Source organism: Streptomyces sp. NPDC093064, from assembly GCF_044754605.1.
GTDB lineage: Bacteria > Actinomycetota > Actinomycetes > Streptomycetales > Streptomycetaceae > Streptomyces.
Genome location: NZ_JBIVPK010000031.1, coordinates 52,636 through 69,398, shown reverse-complemented (window position 1 = coordinate 69,398; position 16,763 = coordinate 52,636). Strand labels below are relative to the sequence as shown.

Here is a 16,763-nt window from a genome sequence, read left to right as displayed (position 1 = left end):
CACCGCCCCCGCGGGCGACGCCCGGCGCGGCCGGGCCCCTCGGGTTCGGGTCAGCGGCCGAGGCCCCAGCGCGTGTCGACGCGGCCGCCGCTGAACCGGGCGCCGGTTCCCCAGAATGCCGCGAAGTTGTAGCACCCCGACTGGGGGGCCTGCGACTGCGTGGTCGAGTACGTCATGCCGTGCCCGCCGGTTCCCGCGTCGCCCACGGCGAACGCGAAGGCCGTCGTGGTGGTCTCGCCCGCCGCGGCCGGCAGGGTCGCCACGAGCTCCGGGAGCTGGTTCCAAGCGATGGCCACCTCGTAGACGGTCACCTTGTTGACGGCGTCCCGGGTGATCAGGATCCGGCCCTCACTGCCGCCGGTGGGCGAGGCGTCCATCGGGCCGAGCGGGGTCGGCAGGTCGGCGTTGGTGGGGTAGTACGTCTGGTAGTTGGTTCCGGGTGCGCACTGCCGGTGCAGTTGGGGGACGGCGTTCTGGCTGGCGTGGTCGGGGGTGGCGCTGCCCAGCGTGGCCACGTAGAGGTGCGAGAGCGAGACCAGGCACTTCTCGTAGTGCCGGTCGCCGGCCAGCAGGTCGTCCGGCTTGTTGCCGGTGTCGAAGCCGAGCTGGATGCTGTCGGCCTGGAACGGGAACAGGTAGCGGTTGGACGCGAACGGCACCTGGAAGTAGGGCGTGATGTCCTGGATCTCGGCGCGGAAGTAGAGGAAGGCGTCGTCCCACGCCCCGCGCAGTGCGTACTTCCTGGTGTCGCCGGTCCCGCTCACGCTGGTCAGCGTCACCGGGATGACGTCGCTCCATTGGTCGGCGCCGCCGCCCACGGTGATCGCCCGGTAGGGCAGGTGGGCGACCCGAACGGTCTGCGACCCGCTAGGTGTGATGTCGTTCCGCCGGGGCAGGCGCACCGTCCAGTCGACGCGGTACTCGTTGTCCGGGCTCACCTCGTACTGGGCGACCGGGAAACGGACCGTCCGCTGCTCGCCCGGCGCCAGTTCGCCCACCGGGACACGGGTGTGGCGCAGCTTCCACCCCGGCGGTTCCGCGACCTGGAGGATCGCCCTGACCTCGCCGGGCGACACGTTCTCGACCTTCACCTCAAGCTCGCTGTCCTTACCAAGCGGCTTGACCAGCGGCAGCGGGGTGACCAGCAGCGGCGTGTCGTACCGGAAGTCGGCCCCGGTGGTCAGCACCCTGCGCAGCTCCTGCGCGCTGCGATCGGTGTCGAAGTAGAGCACCTCCCACGGGTTCAGCGTCAGCGTCACCCGGTCCGCCGACCCGTCGGCCAGTTGCCGGCCGAGGTAGTCGTAGACCCGGATGCCATGGGCGTCACCCAGCGTCAGGGTGCCGTGGTATCCCGCGGCGGGTGACTCGTCGGTGCCGTCGTAGATCTGGTCGGCGTACACCGCCGCCCGGCCCTTGCCATCCTCGGTGCGGAACAGGAAGCCCCAGGTGGACTTGGCGTCCGGGTAGAGCTCGCTGTCCAGGGTCGCGTCCTCCAGAACGCTGGCCATCGTGGTGTAGGCGACCACCGCCGGCAGCGGCGTCTTGGTCGTGATGTCGTAGATGTTGAATTCCTGGCCCGAGTAGGGCTTGTCGTAGCAGAGGGAGAACCAGAAGACCCGGATCGGCGAGTCCTCCTCCGCTCCGGCGAGCATGTGCAGCAGGTAGGTCGGGGCCAGGGTGCGGGCCACCGCGTAGACCGCCTCCTCGGCCGGCAGGCTGGGGAACGAGTGGATCACCGCGGTACCGCACTCGGTCTGCCACTGGCCGCCCCGGCCGCCCGATCGGGACCAGAGCCTGTCCATGGTGACCTGCGTCTTGGCCATTGCGTACTGGGTGGCGTCCGGATACCCGTAGGCGTGGTTGACCGAGCCGTCGACGTACCCGGCGTGGGTGGAGCCCTTCGCGTACACCGCGTCGCGGTTGTGGCTGACCGAGCCGCCGCCGATCAGGTTGACGTCGGGGAAGTCCGGCTTGACCCGGTCCCAGATCAGCTTGGTCATGTCGCGGTAGTCCTGCGAGTCGCCGGTGGTCCAGTACCGGCCGTGCACCCACGGCTCGTTCCACAGCTCCCAGTTCTTCACCAGGTCCTGCAGCGGCGCGATGGCGTGGTACACCATGTCCGCGTGCGCCGCCATGTCCTTCGGCCGGTTGCGGTACGACGGCAGCGGCCGGCCGTTCGCGTCGGGCTGCACGTTCCAGGACATGTTGTAGTTGATGCCGCCCATCGCGGATATGCCGTAGCTCTGCCATTCGGCCACCTCGGCGCGGGCCCTGTCGATGTCGGCCTGGCCCCAGAACACACCCGGCGCCGGGCTGACCGTGTCCGGCTGCACCGAGGCAATGCCCCGGGTCCACTTGACGCCCATCAACTGCGCGATCCGCTTCGTGACCGCCGGGTCGCCCTCCGGCCGGATGCCGAGGCCGAACGCCGAGCCGGGGCGCACTCCGGGCACGGTCGGCCGAAGCACGCCCAACCCCAGCGTCTGCACGAGCAGTTGTGTGCTGTCAGCGTCGGTAACGGTGACCGAGACCCGGTAGTAGTCGGGGTCCAGGGCACCGAGCGGGACGGTGGTCGTCTGCGTCGTCTCCGCCGCCGCGGAGAAGGCCGCGGTTCCACTGCCGACGATCCGGGTGCTGCGGGCTCTGACCGTCCAGGCGATGGTGCCGCTCACCACCGCCGGGCTGGTGACCGTGACAAGCAGGTCGGGAGCGGCACGTCCGGCGTGGTCGACGGAGAACAGCGCGGTCGGGTCGTCGAAGCCGAGCACGATCGACGGCGCGGTGGCCGCCTGCGCGTCCTGACCGGAGCCGACGACGCCGGGCAGCGCGGCGCCGACCGCTCCGGCGGCACCGTAGAGGAGCACGCGGCGACGGGTGATGCTCCGGGCGTCGTCGCCGGAGCGCGGGGTGTCGGACATGGGCAAACCTCCGAAGGTGTGTCACGAGGACCGTCGGTGGGCAGTCGTCGCGCACAGGGACCGGGGTGGGGCACGGGTCGGTCATGCGGGGCACATGCGGCACATCCCTGCCGCTCGTGCCGGCAGGTGGTGCAGGCCGGGTCGGATTCCCGGGGGCGGGGTACCGGCCGACCGCGGGCAGCGGTGGTCGCCGGGCGGAGCCAGTTACTTCCGGCGAGGCCCAGCACGAGGTGCACGAGGTGGTGGGGTCGATCAGCCCGACGCCGGTAAGACGGCCCGGTCACCTGACCAGGCGGCGTTGGCGAGGACCGTAACGCGCATCAGCCAACGTTGTCCAGGCATTGACCTGCAACGCCTTTGACAGCAGGGCGACTTCGAGCCGGGGTGGCCGTCATGCCGGCCTCGGTCCACTGAGGGCACCGGCGGCGACACCTTTCAAACACGGGACCGCTACCTGCGGGAATGAAGCATCCGCACCATCCATCCGCCGGCACCCTGAAGGCAGTCACGCATGGGCAGGTCGACCGCTCCCCTTCTCAAGCCGTCAGTAACGCCCGACAGGGAAGCGGTCCACTCCAGTCTCACGTTGTCCCACAGCGCTGTGCGTCAATTCGACCGGAGCCCGCGCCTCCTGAGGCGGCGCCCCAGAGAATCCGTTCCGGCGGTCACCGCCGTGCCGCGCGCTGCCTCACCGTCCAGTGGTCGAAGTCGTAGACGACGCATCGGCCGTCGACCGACGCGGTGAACTTCGCGCCCAGCTTGTCCTGCCGCAGCCACGGTGTGTCGAACAACTTGAACGAGTCGTAGTCGATCGGCGTGCCGTTGACCAGATGGGCGGCACCAGGTGCCTGCGACGCGTCGTCGAAGGTGATGTCGAGGTCGTCCCCGCTCAGGCTGTGATAGTTGAGCCGCGGGTTCATGTCGTCGACGTGGCTCACGTCCAGACTGGTCCTGCCGGTGAGGGCGCTCGCGAAGGCGTCGAGGTCGACGTAGGCGGACTTGTCCGCCGATTCGAGCACCCAGCCGTTGTCGTCGGCCTGGCTGCGCAGGATGTCGTAGCTGTAGGCCAGGCCCGCGGTCGGGTGGTTCTGCGTCGTCGTCTTCACCTTGTACGGCGGGTCGTTCGGCGTCTGGTGGTACCAGGAGCCGGGCTTGACGAACTTGAACGCGAAGTACATCGGCCCCGTGTCGGCGATCGTCCAGCCGTCGACCTGGCGCCGTTGCTTGATCGAACCGTTCGCGGGGAACAGCGCGTTGAGGTAATTCGAGGTCTGGTCGCCCGCCGACTTGTAGAGGCCGACCGCCGTGGGCCCGTGCTGCATCACCCGTTGGTTGGCGGGCTGGTCGTAGGAGCCGATGGGGGCGTTGCCCTGGTCGGCCGAGAGCCTGAACAGCGGGTTCGCGGCGTCCGACTGCCAGCGGAGCACGAGCGGCTGGTCCTCGATCCAGTTGTCGACGCGGCGATACTGCACCTCGGTGCCCAGGCCCCAGGTGGGTCGTACATAGCTCGTGCGGTAGTCGTCCATCGCGTGTCCGCTCGAGTTCTGGAGGTTCGCCTTGTGCGCGGTGTAGGACTTGCCGGTCTTCCGGCCGAGCTCCACCGCGAGTGCGGGCGGCGTGTACTTCGTCCCGCTCCACGCGACGAGGCCGGCGTACTCGAGGTTCGGGCGGTACGCTGCGGGCGCCGGGTTGTCCGACTCGCCGACGCCCTGCTGTGCGCGGTGGGCGCCGAAGTACGTCCAGGCGAGCGTCGAATGGTCCGCGGGCCGCCAGGTCGGGTCGTTGACCGAGGCCAGGTCGCCCTTGGCCCGGCTCTCCGACGAGATCATGTAGCCGTCGATCCAGTCGTTCGCCCACTCGAACCACATCACGTCCATGGCCATCTTCACCTGGCGGCGCAACTCGCCGTCATCGGCCCACTGGTAGAGGGCGTTGAGGCAGAAGTACGTCATGAAGGTGTACTCGGGGCTCTGGTACTCCGCCCAGCCGCGCCGGACACCGGCCTGCACCATCCCGAGGATGTTGGTCTTGTTGAGGGCCTTGAGCTGGCCCCCCGAATTACCGTTCAGGTCGACGAGGTCGGGGAAGTACTGCCCGACGAGGTATCCGGTGGCGTAGTTGCTCATGCGGAGGTTCTCGGTCTGCGCAAGCTTCTGGTAGCCGTACGAGGCGAAATACTCGCGTACGTGCGCGAGCGTCTCGGGGCTGAACTGGTCGCCGACCATGAGGTAGGCGTACATCTTCGCCATCGTCTTGTACTGCTCGTAGTCGTACGTCTGGAAAAGCGTGTCCAGCTTGGCGAGGTTCGTCGCCACGTTCTCGTGGTCCGCGAGCTGCGCGGTGTACTGAGCCACGTTGACGGCGCCGCTCTCCTCCTTCATGGCCTTCGTCCTGTCCCACAGCCACTGCGTCCGGGTCGCCGTGTCACCGGGGTACGGGGCGGGCGACTCGGGTACGTAGGGACCGGTCGAGGCGGTGAGCGGGGCGCTCAGCGGGCTGACGTTGCCGCTCGCGTCCCTCGCCCGGACCGTGAAGTCGTAAGCGGTGGCGGGCATCAGGCCGCCGACGACCGCCAACGTGGTGGTCCCGCTGACGGAGGCGACCTGGGAGCCGTCGCGGAAGACGTCGTACCCGGTCACGCCGACATCGTCCGTCGACGCCGTCCAGCCCAGCGAGACGGTGCTGGCGGACGCGGACGCGCGGGTGAGCGAGGTCGGAGCGGTCGGCGGCGTCGTGTCGGATAGGGCGCCCGCCTCGTAGACGCCGAGGTTGTCCACGGTGATCGCCTCGTCGGTGCCGCCGGTGTCGACGCGTACCGAGAAGCCGAGCTCGACGGTCGAGACCAGCCGCTGCCCTCCGTTGGGCACGATCGTGAAGCGGTACTGCTGGATGTCGGTGTCGTCGATCCGGGACAGCGCGCCGGAGGTGCTGGTGTACGCGGAGGTCCCGGTGACGCTCACGGCCGGTACGGGAAACCGCGGCACGAGGGTGTTGTCGTAGTTGCCTAACTGGATCTGCGCGTAGATGTCCTTGGCGACGGGCTTGTCGCTGGCCGCGCTCCGCTTGAGGTCGTAGCTGAGGACGAACTGCTGGGCCGGGCTGCCGACCGGCCGGCGGTAGACGTCGTTGATGCGGTCCTTCAGCGTGCTGGTGGACCAGCGCTTGTAGAAGTAGCTGGACAGGTTGGTTCCCTGGGAGGCGTCGCGGAGTTCGAGCGCGTTGTTCCCGTCGACGCTCACGATCTGCTGTGTGCCTCCCGACGCCGGGTTGGACAGGGTCAGCGAGCTGGTGCCGCTGTCGAACCCGGTGTCCATGTCCGCGGCCAGGAGGTTGGCCGGCGGATCGGCGGCTGATGCGACGGTGGTGGACTGCGTCGCGAGAAGCACCGTGGCGCACAAGGTCGCCACCCATCCGGTCAGGAGCTTCATTGCCCGCCCTTTCGTCGGTGCGCGAATGAACTACTTGACGGCCCCTGTCACGAGGCCCTTGCTCCAGAACGACTGCAACGAGACGAACATGGCGACCACCGGCACGACGGAGACGAGCGCGCCGGTGACGACGGTGGAGTAGCCGATGGGATAGCCCTGCATTTCACGCCATCCGACCAGGCCCACGGTCACCGGCTGGAGAGAGGTGTCGGCGAGCATCAGGGACGGCAGGAGGAAGTTCGTCCAGATCGCGACGAACTGGAAGAGGAAGATCGTCACCATCGCGGGCGCCATCAGTCGCAGGCCCATGGCGAAGATTCGCATCTCGCCGGCGCCGTCGAGGCGGCCGGACTCGATGATGGCGTCCGGTATCGACGAGGCGGCGTAGATCCGGCTGAGGTACACGCCGAAGGGGCTGACGATGCTCGGGATGAAGACGGACCAGAACGTGTTGATGGTCCCGGTGTAGCTGAAGACGAGGTAGAGCGGGATGGCCAGCACCGGTGCGGGCAGGAGCACCGCGGCGAGCACGGTACTGAAGACCGCCTCGCGCCCCGGGAAGGGAAACTTGGCGAGCGCGTAGCCGCACATGGTCGCGAGGAGTGTGGAGACCACGGCGCCACCGACCGCGTACAGGAACGAGTTGAGCAGCCAGCGCCCGTAGATGCCGCCCTGAGCCTGGAACAGGGTCTGCAGGTTGTCCCATAGGGCGAAGTGCTCGCCGAACCAGAAGCCGTTGCCGGAGAAGATCTCCCCGTTGCCCTTGGTGGCGGAGACGACCAGCCACCACACGGGCAGCAGGAAGTACACGGCGAAGAGGGTCATGACGGCCAGCACGAACAGCCGGGAGGCGGGGCTCGCCGTCGCGAGCGGATGGGTCCCAGGGCGCCTCGGCCGCTTTGGCTGTGCGACGGGTTCGGTTCGTGCCGGGGTGTGCAGGATGGTGGTCATGAGTCGGCGCTCCTGGCCGATGCGCGGAAGACGAAGACGGACAGCACGCAGATCAGCGCGCCGAGCACCACGGACTGCGCGGCCGCGTAGTTGAAGTCGTCAGCCGACAGGGAGCGCAGAGCGGCCATGATCGGCGTGTAGGTGGACGACAGGTTCGGTGCGACCGATTTCATGGTGGCCGGCTCGTTGTAGAGCTGGAACGTGCCGATGATGGAGAAGACGAGGGTGAGCAGCAGGGCCGGCCGGATCTGCGGGACCTTGATGAGCAGCGCGGCCTTCCAGCCGGAGCAGCCGTCGAGTGCGGCCGCCTCCATCGTCTCCTCGGGGACGGCCTGCAGGGCCGCGAAGATCAGGATGGTGTTGTAGCCGGTCCACGCCCACGTCAGGATGTTCGAGATGGAGAACGGCAGGGCGCTGTCGGTGACGAAGCTGACGTCGACGCCGATCGACGCGAGCCCTCGGGTGAGGGGGCTCAGCGTGGGCGCGTACAGGAAGGACCAGACCAGGCCGGCGATCACGCCGGGCATTCCGTAGGGAATGAAGTAGGCGACGCGGAAGAATCTGCGCCCCTTCGTGGCCGCCGAGTCGATGAGGAGTGCGAGGACGAGGGCGAGTCCGAGCATCACAGGCACCTGGATGACCCCGATGAAGGCCACTCGGCCCAGGGATGCGACGAAGGCCCCGTCCCGGAACACACGGACGTAGTTGTCGAAGCCCGCGAAGACGGTCTCGGCCCCGGACAGGCCCAGGCCGGAGCGCTTCACGGCGAAGAAGCTCTGCACCACGGAGTACCCGGTGGGTATCAGGTAGACCACGGCGAACAGCAGAAGGAACGGCAGGATGAACGGCGCGGCTCGCCGAAGCTCGCGAAGTCGGCGCCGCCGTATCGTCACGTGGGACACGGTCACCTTTTCCGTGGAGTGGCGGGGAGAGGGACCCGGCGGGGGTCGCCTGGCGTGCGGCCCCCGCGGAGGCTAATGGCTCACGGAGAACCCCTGGGACTGCAAGGCGGACACGGTGTTCTTCTGGGCGCCGTCGAGGGCGTCCTGGAACGTGCCCTTCTTGGTGTGCACCTTGCCGAGTCCGTCACCGAGTGCCGAGGCCGTGGTGGACATGACCGGTCCCCAGCGCCAGGTGGAGTTGACCTTGGCCGCCTCGTCGCGGAACGTTTGGTAGATCGGCTGACCGCCGTAGTAGCTCTGGGGCGCGTCCAGCGCCGGGTTGGTGAGCCCGGACTTGGAGGCCGGCAGGATGGCCGCGGACGCGATCAGGTTCGACACGGAGTCGGCGTTGGTGGACATCCACAGGGCGAACTGAGTGGCCTCCTTCGGGTGCGCGCAGTCCTTCATGACGGCCGTGGCCGATCCCCCCGAGTTGCCGACCGCATCGGTCGTGCCCCAGCGCGGCATGGGTGCGACGGCCCACTTGCCCGCGGATCCGGCGGAGTTGTCCCGGATGAGGGAGGCGGACCAGACCGGACCGACCTCGGCCCAGACCGTGCCCTTGCTCCAGGCGGAATACAGCGCCGCGTCGAAGGCGGGGTAGGAGGTGACCAGGTCCTTGTCGAAGAGCCCCTGCCAGTATTCTCCGACCCTGCTGTTGGCGGCGCTGTCGAGGGAGACCGACCAGGCGTCGCCCTTGGTACCGAACCACGGGGCATCGCCCTGCCAGGCGAATCCGGCGTAGAGGTAGGGGTCGGTGGGGAGGTTCATGAGGCGCGACTTCGGGTCGGCGGCCTTCACCTTGGCGGCGGCGGCCGTGAACTCGTCCCAGGTCTTGGGAACCTCGATGTGCGCCTTCTTGAAGAGGTCGGCGCGGTAGAACATTCCCATCGGCGCGGTGTCGACGGGTACGCCGTAGGCCTTGCCGTCGACCCCGACGTTGTTCCACACCCAGTCTTCGAACTCGCCCTTCTGCGGCTTGACATAGGCACTGACGTCCTGGAGGACGCCGGAAGCGAGGAAGCTCGAGAACGTCTCGTAGCCGATCTGCGCCAGGCACGGGGCCTTGCCTGCCTTCGCGGCGGTGAGCATCTTGTCGTAGCCGCCCGCGCCGCCGTCGGTGATGTGCTCGTACTTCACCTGGATGTCGGGGTGCGTCTTGTTCCAGAGCGCCACGGATTTCTCGTAGCCCTCTGCCCAACCCCAGAAGGTGATGTCCGCAGGACCGCTGGAGCTCGCCCCGGGTGCGCCGCCGGAGCATCCCGTCAGGATGATGCCGGCGGCCGCGGTGAGGGCCGCTGCGAGTCTCGCCCTTCGCATGACCATGGTGTCCTCTCGGTTCTTCTTCGCTCCAGCGCTGTTTGCGGGCTGGGCGGATGGAGGCGGTTGCTGTGACTCACCAGGCGCTGACGGGCCGGTCAGGTGGGACCTGCGTGCCACGGAGTCCGTTGGTGAGGGGGCCCGGTGGGCGGGCGCCGGTGTGTGCTCGCGCCTGGTGAACGGGATCGCGATGCCGGCCCGACGTCCACGGGTGGCAGGGCGAAGAGGGTCGGCTGTCCGTTTGGGGTGCGGCTTTCGGCCGTGGGGTTCCCGCACCCCGGAAAGCGGCGTGAATTGCGCGTGGGCTCGTTTGCGCTGTCGTCACCGCAGCGTGCCGCGCGTCTGACGGAGCGACACCAGGGATGACGCCGCGACTCTGTCCGAAGGTGCGGGCTACGGCGACGGGTCGCCCGATGCGACGAGCACTTCGTTTCCCTTCTTCGTTGAGCGGATCAGCGGGATACTTGCATACAAGTCATGAGCATGCAACGATCATTTCGTGATTCCCTCTCCCCACGCACACACTCCCGAACGGGCATCGGCCGAAGGTGAACCACAGCTGTCGCCGATCACCCGGGACCATGCCCGGACACGCACATCAGACCGTGTCTACGACGAGTTGGTCTCCGCGATCCGCGAACTGCGCATCACACCTGGGACATCGTTGTCCGAGACGGACCTCGCCAAGCGACTCCAGGTGAGCCGCACGCCGGTGCGAGAGGCTCTGGCGCGGCTCGCCGACGCCGGCCTGGTGCACGTCGTGCCGCAGGTCGGGACGACGGTGGGACGGATCCGCCTGCACGACGTGGAGGAGGCGCGTTTCGTCCGCGAGAGCCTGGAGGTCTCGGCCTTCGAGGCGGCATGCGCCGACCCCGACCTGGACGTCGCCGTACTGCGCGACCTGCTGGAACGACAGGAGCACAGCTACCGTACGGAGGACTACGACGCCTTCTTCCAGTGGGACGAGGCGTTGCACAGCGAGATCTTCGCGCTCAGCGGCTATCCGGGGGCCTGGCAAGCCGTACAGCGGATGAAGCTGCAACTGGACCGGCTGCGCCGGCTCAGCCTGCCCGACCCCACCGCGATGCGCGAACTGATCGACGAGCACCGGCTGATCGTGGACGCGTTGGAGAACACCGATGTGCAGGCCGGCCGCGTCCTGATCAGCCGGCATGCCAGACGCGCCCTCGAGCGCGGACCGGTGCTGCGTGCCCAGTACCCGGACTACTTCACCGAGTGACCGCGGCGACGACCGCCGAGGCGCCGCGGCACCAACCACCCGTCCCGGAAAGGACGTCGACACGTGAGCAGGTTCAGCGGACGGACGGTACTCGTCACAGGCGCGGGCTCGGGCATCGGCCACGAGATGACGCGCCGGTTCCTGGCCGAGGGGGCGACCGTGTACGCGGCTGATCTCAGCCCCGCCGGCGTACCGGACGGCGCCGTCGCCCTCACGGTCGACGTGAGGGACCCCGGCTCGGCGAAGGCGGCGATCTCCCGTGCGGTGTCCGAGACCGGCGCACTGCACGTCCTGTGCAACAACGCCGGGGCGTCCTCGACGACCGACGCGGTGGCCTGCACCGTTGAGGAATGGGACCACACCTTCGCGGTCAACTGCCGTGGAGTCTTCCTCGGCACCAAGTTCGCGCTGCCACACATGCTCGCCCAGGGCGACGGAGTCATCGTCAACACAGCGTCCGTGGCCGGACTCGTCGGGCTGAGGGACCGCGCAGCCTACTGCGCCAGCAAGGGCGCGGTGATCGCGTTCACCCGCCAAGTCGCGGTGCAGTACGCGGGAACCGGCGTGCGCTGCAACAGCGTCTGCCCCGGGACCGTCGACTCCCCCTGGGTCGGCCGGCTGCTCGCACAGACCGACGACCCCGACAGCGCCCGCGCCCAGCTGGCGGCCCGGCAGCCGATGGGCCGGCTCGGCACACCGGCGGAAGTCGCCGCGGCGGCCCTCTATCTCGCCTCGAACGAGGCCTCCTTCATCACCGGTGCCGAACTGGCCGTCGACGGCGGCCTGGTCGCTGGCTGATCCCCTACCCGATCGGACGGATCACCATGAAACTCATGCGCATCGGCCCACCCGGTGCCGAACGGCCCGTCGCGCTGCTCCCCGACGGCCGTCATCTCGACCTGTCCGGACTCACCGACGACATCGACGGAACGTTCCTCGCGGGCGGCGGCCTGGACCGGGTGCGCGCCGCGATCGCCGAGGCCGAACTGCCGACGATCGACGTGCGGGGACTGCGCGTCGGCTCCCCCGTCGCCCGTCCCGGGGTCGTGCTCTGCGTCGGAATGAACTACGCCGCCCACGCCGCCGAATCGGGCGCCACCGCCCCGCGGTGGCCGGTCGTCTTCTACAAGTCCCCCCACTGCGTCGTCGGTCCGTACGACGAGGTGCTGCTGCCCCGCGGATCGTCGAAAACGGACTGGGAGGTGGAACTCGCGGTCGTGATCGGAACCCGCGCCGGATACCTCGCCTCACCCGACGATGCGCTGGCCCACGTGGCCGGATACACCATCTCCAACGACGTCTCGGAACGCGCCCTGCAGCTGGAGACCAGCGGAGGTCAGTGGTCGAAGGGCAAGAGCTGCGAGACGTTCAATCCGCTCGGCCCCTGGCTGGTCACGCCGGACGAGATCTCCTCCCCGCAGGACCTCGGCCTGCGCTCGTGGGTCGACGGAGACGTACGGCAGGCCTCCAGCACCCGGGACATGATCTTCGACGTGGCGACACTGATCCACGCGCTCAGCCAGTTCACCGTCCTGGAGCCGGGAGACGTCATCAACACCGGCACACCCGAGGGCGTCGCGCTGTCCGGCCGCTTCCCCTATCTGAAGGAAGGCAACATCATGGAGTTCGAGATCGACGGGCTCGGCCGGCAGAGGCAGCGGGTCGGACAGGCATGACCGTGCGGCTCTCCCTCGGACACATCGACACCTACGACTCCCGGATCGCGACGTTCGCCCATCAACTCGGGCTCTCCGGCGTACAACTCCACACGCCCGACCTGCTGCCCGGAACCGATGGCTTCTGGAACCTCTCCGAGCTGCGGGCGCTCCGGGACCGCTGCGACGCCGACGGGCTCGCGATCGACGGCCTTGAGAACGTCCCGCTCGCACACTTCTGGAAGATCCAACGCGGGCTGCCCGGCCGCGACGAGCAGATCGAGAACTACCAGAGGACCATCCGCAACCTCGCCGCCATCGGCATCGACCTGCTCGGATACAACTTCCTCGCCACCTACGTCTGGCGCACCGACATGGCCGCGAAGGGACGCGGTGGCGCCAGAGTCACCGCCTTCGACCTGGCCGACGCCCCCCGGGGCAACGCGCTCGCGGGGTACCGGCTGACCCCCGACCAGCGCGTGGACGAGCCGATCACGGCCGACCAGATGTGGGCCAACCACCAGTACTTCCTGGACGCCGTGCTGCCCGTCGCGGAGGAGGTCGGTGTGCGGCTCGCCCTGCATCCCGACGATCCGCCCACGCAGGAACCCCTGGGAGGCATCGCCCGGATCTTCACCTCTCCCGCCGCGATCGCGCGCGCGCACCGGCAGGCCGGCGGCAGCCCGTCATGGGGGCTGAACCTTTGTTTGGGGACGGTGTCGGAGATGGCCGGCGAACAGAGCATCAACGAGGTCATCGACCTGCTGGGACCGGCCGTCTTCTACGTCCACTTCCGGGACGTCCGGGGCACGGTGCCGCGCTTTCGCGAATGCTTCCTGGGCGAGGGCAACTTCAACCCCGCACGAGTGATCCGCCGACTCGAGGACGCCGGGTTCGACGGGTTCCTCATCGACGACCATGTCCCGGCGATGATCGGGGACCTGGACACCTGGGGCGACACATCGTCCGAAGCGTACTGCAGCCGGGGCCGGGCCCACGCGATCGGGTACCTACAGGGGGTCCTGAACGGCCTGGCGCTCGACGAGCCGGAGGGCCCGGACTCCGTGCGGAGGCGGTTCACGGCCGACCGGTGACCACCCCGGCCGCAGCGGTACCCGACCACCCGGCGCCACAACCGTGAGCGTGCGTCGGGCGGGTGGCCCCTGCGGCCGGAGCGCGGTGACGCCCCGTCAGTCCTGTCCCGGGCACCGATGAACTACCGCTCCCGGCGCCTTCCGCGGGCCTGCCGGGCGGCCGCAGCGATTCGTCCGCCTCTGCGGCTTCCTTCGAAAGCTGAGCAGTTCACCCGTATAGGTCCATGCAGAGCGGACAGAGCACCACCAGAAAGCATCCGGGCCGGACACCGTCGTCGGGGTCCGCCTGGTCGCCGGCGACGTGCGGGGGTACCGAGAAAAACACGAACAAGAAACGCCGGACGTCGCGATCGACGCGGCAGCAACTGTCGCAATGGTCCCGCGGTCGGCAGGAAGACTACTTTCAGTACAGGACCGGGCTGAAGCTCGAGCACATCAACGAGGCCCACTCCTCGCAGACCTGCCCGAAATGCGACACGCGGACGAAAGTCCGCGGGCGCGAGTCCGTGTGTAAAAACCCTGAATGCGGATTCCGATGCCATCGGGATGCCGTGGGCGGCGTGAATATCGGCACGCGCGCCGACAACGACGGGACATACGTCCCGGACCCAGACCTTGGCGTGAAGGTCACGTATCGCCGGTCCCAGGCCGGCTGGAGCCCGCTCCAGCGGTCACTGCACGCCCACCACCAGAACGCCCTCGGACGTGCTGGTCGGAAAGCGAGCAGGGAAGAACGGCGTAGCGCATCGAACCGGGCCGCTCGCACACGCAGTACCACGTTGGGTGGCTTTGACGCGACATGGTCTTCAAGCTGAGCTGTGCCTCGCGAGCACGTCCTTCATCGTGGGGATGCTTGACACCGTTCTCTCCCGATCACGACGGCGGACGCGATCGTACTCCGCGACGCCGGCACTCCACCGGTCCCGTCCCGTACGAGGCCCGCCGAGGCGGTGTGCCTGGTGGCGTGGCGCGCTCAGCGGGCTCGTCGGACGACCCTCACCCCGCCCGCGGGCACCGTGACGGCTCCCTCGTGGACGGACTCGTCCAGAAGGTCGGTTCCCGACCCGGGGACGGCGGCCTCGGTGTCGCCGTGGTTGATGAGGAAGACGTAGTCGTGCGCAGCCGAGCGGCGCGTCACAACCTCGAGCCCGCCGGCGGACGGCCCGGCCGTCACCCCGGAGCGCTGCACGACGGCCCCCAGCAGCCGGGCCCGGGCGGCGCCGTCCAGCTCCACGCCCACATACCAGGCTTCTCCCTCGCCCCGGCTCACACGGGTGATCGCGGGTGCGCCCGCGAAGTCCCCGGCCCCGCCTGCGTACCGGGCCGCGGCCTGCGCGTCCGTGAGCTCGATCTCCTCGTGCCAGGTCCGGACACGGGCGGGCCCGGTGACCCCTTCGATCTCCACGAAGTCCCCGTCCACCAGCGGCGCGAACTCCTCCACTCGAACGCCCAGCAGCTCGCGGAAGGCCCCGGGGTAACCGCCGAGCCGCACATGGTCGAGCGGATCCACGATGCCGGAGAAGTAGGTCACGACCACGGTCGCCCCCGCCTCCACGGCCGCGGTCAGGGCCGCGGCGTCCTGATCGGACACCAGATAGAGCATGGGTACGACGATCAGCCGGTAGCCCGTCAGATCGGCCGACGGCGCCACGACGTCGGCCGTGACACCCGCCTCCTGCAGGCTCCGGTACCAGGCCAGGGCGGTCTCCTGGTACGACAGGCCGTTGTGGGGGTGGGACTCCCGCTCGGCCGCCCACCACGACTCCTCGGAGAAGAGCAGCGCGCAGTCCGCCAGGACCCTGCTGCCGAGCGCCTCGGCGCAGGAGGCCAGTTCCGCGCCGAGTGCTGCCACCTCCCGGAACTTCCGGCTGTTGGCACCGGCGTGCGGGAGCATGGCGGAGTGGAACCGCTCGGCGCCCGCGCGGGCCGCCCTCCACTGGAAGAAGCAGGTCCCGTCGGCCCCCCGCGCGACATGGGAGAGCACGTCCCGCCGCAGCTGTCCGGAATTCTTCGCCGGGTTGACCGGGCGCCAGCTCGTGGCACCGGTGGCCGTCTCCATGAGCAGCCACGGCCTGCCCTGTGACAGGCCGCGGGCCCGGTCGGCCGAGAACGACAGCTCGGCTTGGGCGTCGGGCGTCGGGCGCAGGTAGTGGTCGCTGGCGACGAGATCCAGGCCGTCGGTCCACGAGCTGTAGTTCATGTTCTTCCCAGCGTCGAACAGCACGAAATTCGTGGTGACCGGCACGGCCGGTGTGACACGCCGCAGCACGGCGCTCTCGGCCCGCAGCTGCTCGCGCAGCTGGTCGGAGCTGAACCGGTCAAAGTCCAGCGCCTGCGTGGGATTGGGGTCGGTGTACGTCGCTCGCGGCGGCTGGATCTCGTCCCACGCGGCGTAGGTCTGGCTCCACACGCCCGTCGCCCAGGCTGCGTTCAGCTCGTCGAGCGAGTCCCGGTAGCGCTCCCTGAGCCAGCTCCGGAAGCCCACCGCGCTCGCCTCACCGTAGCACCTCGAATTGTGGCCGCCGAGTTCGTTGGAGACGTGCCACAGCGCGAGGGCGGGGTGATCGCCGTAGCGCTCCGCCATCTTCTCCACCAGTGCGAGTGAGTGCTCGCGGTAGACGGGCGACGACGGTGACCACGCCTGGCGCCCGCCTGGCGCCATCGTCCGTCCGTGCCGGTCGACGGGCAGCACCTCGGGGTACCGCGTGGTGAGCCACGGCGGGGGTGACGCCGTGGCCGTGGCGAGATCGACGGCGATGTCGTGCACGTGCAGCAGATCCAGCACGCGGTCGAGCCAGCCGAAGTTCCAGCGATCGGACGCTGGTTGCAGCGTCGACCAGGCGAAGACTCCGACCGTGACGAGATTGACGCCGGCCTCCCGCATCAGCCGGACGTCCTCGGGCCACACGCGCTCGTCCCACTGCTCGGGGTTGTAGTCGCCGCCGAAAGCCATGGGTTCCCGGCCGAACCGGGCCACCACGTTGCCGGGCCACCGGATCCACTGTGCCGCCACGAGCCGCTCTCCTCACTGCCCAACGGATGAAGCGCCCGCACGAAGACACTCGGCCGGCCGGATCGCACGGCCGGCGAACGACGCACAGAACAGCGTCGGATGCGCGGTGCGATCACACCCTAGCCGCCTGAGACAACGTTGTTTAGAGTGATGCGGCACCACAAGGTCACCAAATGCCGGAACCGCCGCTGCGGTGGCCACCC

The 16,763-nt window shown here is 68.9% G+C and carries 11 protein-coding genes; 5 read left to right on the top strand and 6 right to left on the bottom strand.

Annotation, left to right across the window (positions count from 1 at the left end; all coding sequences use genetic code 11):
- Positions 1-50 precede the first annotated feature (50 nt).
- The 5 genes from ACIQFZ_RS29580 to ACIQFZ_RS29560 all read right to left on the bottom strand — a co-directional run bounded on the left by ACIQFZ_RS29580 (position 51) and on the right by ACIQFZ_RS29560 (position 9,558).
- Positions 51-2,918 carry a hypothetical protein gene (locus ACIQFZ_RS29580; protein WP_402692622.1) on the bottom strand — a complete coding sequence of 956 codons (2,868 nt, stop codon included), beginning with the start codon at positions 2,916-2,918 and terminating at the stop codon, positions 51-53.
- Between the two features lie 665 nt (positions 2,919-3,583).
- Positions 3,584-6,346 carry a fibronectin type III domain-containing protein gene (locus ACIQFZ_RS29575; protein WP_402692621.1) on the bottom strand — a complete coding sequence of 921 codons (2,763 nt, stop codon included), beginning with the start codon at positions 6,344-6,346 and terminating at the stop codon, positions 3,584-3,586.
- Positions 6,347-6,376: 30 nt separating this feature from the next.
- On the bottom strand, positions 6,377-7,297 hold the full coding sequence (locus ACIQFZ_RS29570; RefSeq protein ID WP_365431056.1) for a carbohydrate ABC transporter permease: 921 nt from the start codon (positions 7,295-7,297) through the stop codon (positions 6,377-6,379).
- Positions 7,294-8,190, bottom strand: coding sequence for a carbohydrate ABC transporter permease (locus tag ACIQFZ_RS29565; protein ID WP_383061091.1), 897 nt, complete (start codon positions 8,188-8,190; stop codon positions 7,294-7,296). The genes ACIQFZ_RS29570 and ACIQFZ_RS29565 overlap by 4 nt, the downstream gene beginning before the upstream one ends.
- Before the next feature lie 81 nt (positions 8,191-8,271).
- Positions 8,272-9,558, bottom strand: coding sequence for an extracellular solute-binding protein (locus tag ACIQFZ_RS29560; RefSeq protein WP_365775886.1), 1,287 nt, complete (start codon positions 9,556-9,558; stop codon positions 8,272-8,274).
- A gap of 499 nt (positions 9,559-10,057) precedes the next feature.
- Between ACIQFZ_RS29560 and ACIQFZ_RS29555 the strand changes: the two genes are divergently transcribed.
- From ACIQFZ_RS29555 to ACIQFZ_RS29535, 5 genes are all read left to right on the top strand, one after another.
- Complete coding sequence (locus ACIQFZ_RS29555; RefSeq protein ID WP_376605441.1) at positions 10,058-10,798, top strand: GntR family transcriptional regulator; 741 nt, start codon at positions 10,058-10,060, stop codon at positions 10,796-10,798.
- A gap of 63 nt (positions 10,799-10,861) precedes the next feature.
- On the top strand, positions 10,862-11,596 hold the full coding sequence (locus ACIQFZ_RS29550; protein WP_365775887.1) for a glucose 1-dehydrogenase: 735 nt from the start codon (positions 10,862-10,864) through the stop codon (positions 11,594-11,596).
- Positions 11,597-11,622: 26 nt separating this feature from the next.
- On the top strand, positions 11,623-12,474 hold the full coding sequence (locus ACIQFZ_RS29545) for a fumarylacetoacetate hydrolase family protein (protein WP_365775888.1): 852 nt from the start codon (positions 11,623-11,625) through the stop codon (positions 12,472-12,474).
- A complete protein-coding gene (locus tag ACIQFZ_RS29540; RefSeq protein WP_365430523.1) occupies positions 12,471-13,547 on the top strand; it encodes a mannonate dehydratase in 1,077 nt (358 codons plus the stop codon). The genes ACIQFZ_RS29545 and ACIQFZ_RS29540 overlap by 4 nt, the downstream gene beginning before the upstream one ends.
- Before the next feature lie 224 nt (positions 13,548-13,771).
- Complete coding sequence (locus tag ACIQFZ_RS29535) at positions 13,772-14,362, top strand: zinc ribbon domain-containing protein (RefSeq protein ID WP_365775889.1); 591 nt, start codon at positions 13,772-13,774, stop codon at positions 14,360-14,362.
- A 158-nt stretch (positions 14,363-14,520) separates the two neighbouring features.
- Here ACIQFZ_RS29535 and ACIQFZ_RS29530 read toward each other — a convergent pair whose 3' ends face one another.
- Positions 14,521-16,560, bottom strand: coding sequence for a beta-galactosidase (locus ACIQFZ_RS29530; protein ID WP_402692620.1), 2,040 nt, complete (start codon positions 16,558-16,560; stop codon positions 14,521-14,523).
- Positions 16,561-16,763 lie beyond the last annotated feature (203 nt).

Excerpts from the sequence above, each read along its gene's own strand:
- ACIQFZ_RS29580 (WP_402692622.1), bottom strand. The coding sequence starts at position 2,918 with ATGTCCGACACCCCGCGCTCCGGCGACGACGCCCGGAGCATCACCCGT.
- ACIQFZ_RS29575 (WP_402692621.1), bottom strand. The coding sequence starts at position 6,346 with ATGAAGCTCCTGACCGGATGGGTGGCGACCTTGTGCGCCACGGTGCTT.
- ACIQFZ_RS29540 (WP_365430523.1), top strand. The coding sequence starts at position 12,471 with ATGACCGTGCGGCTCTCCCTCGGACACATCGACACCTACGACTCCCGG.
- ACIQFZ_RS29560 (WP_365775886.1), bottom strand. The coding sequence starts at position 9,558 with ATGCGAAGGGCGAGACTCGCAGCGGCCCTCACCGCGGCCGCCGGCATC.
- ACIQFZ_RS29545 (WP_365775888.1), top strand. The coding sequence starts at position 11,623 with ATGAAACTCATGCGCATCGGCCCACCCGGTGCCGAACGGCCCGTCGCG.
- ACIQFZ_RS29535 (WP_365775889.1), top strand. The coding sequence starts at position 13,772 with ATGCAGAGCGGACAGAGCACCACCAGAAAGCATCCGGGCCGGACACCG.
- ACIQFZ_RS29570 (WP_365431056.1), bottom strand. The coding sequence starts at position 7,297 with ATGACCACCATCCTGCACACCCCGGCACGAACCGAACCCGTCGCACAG.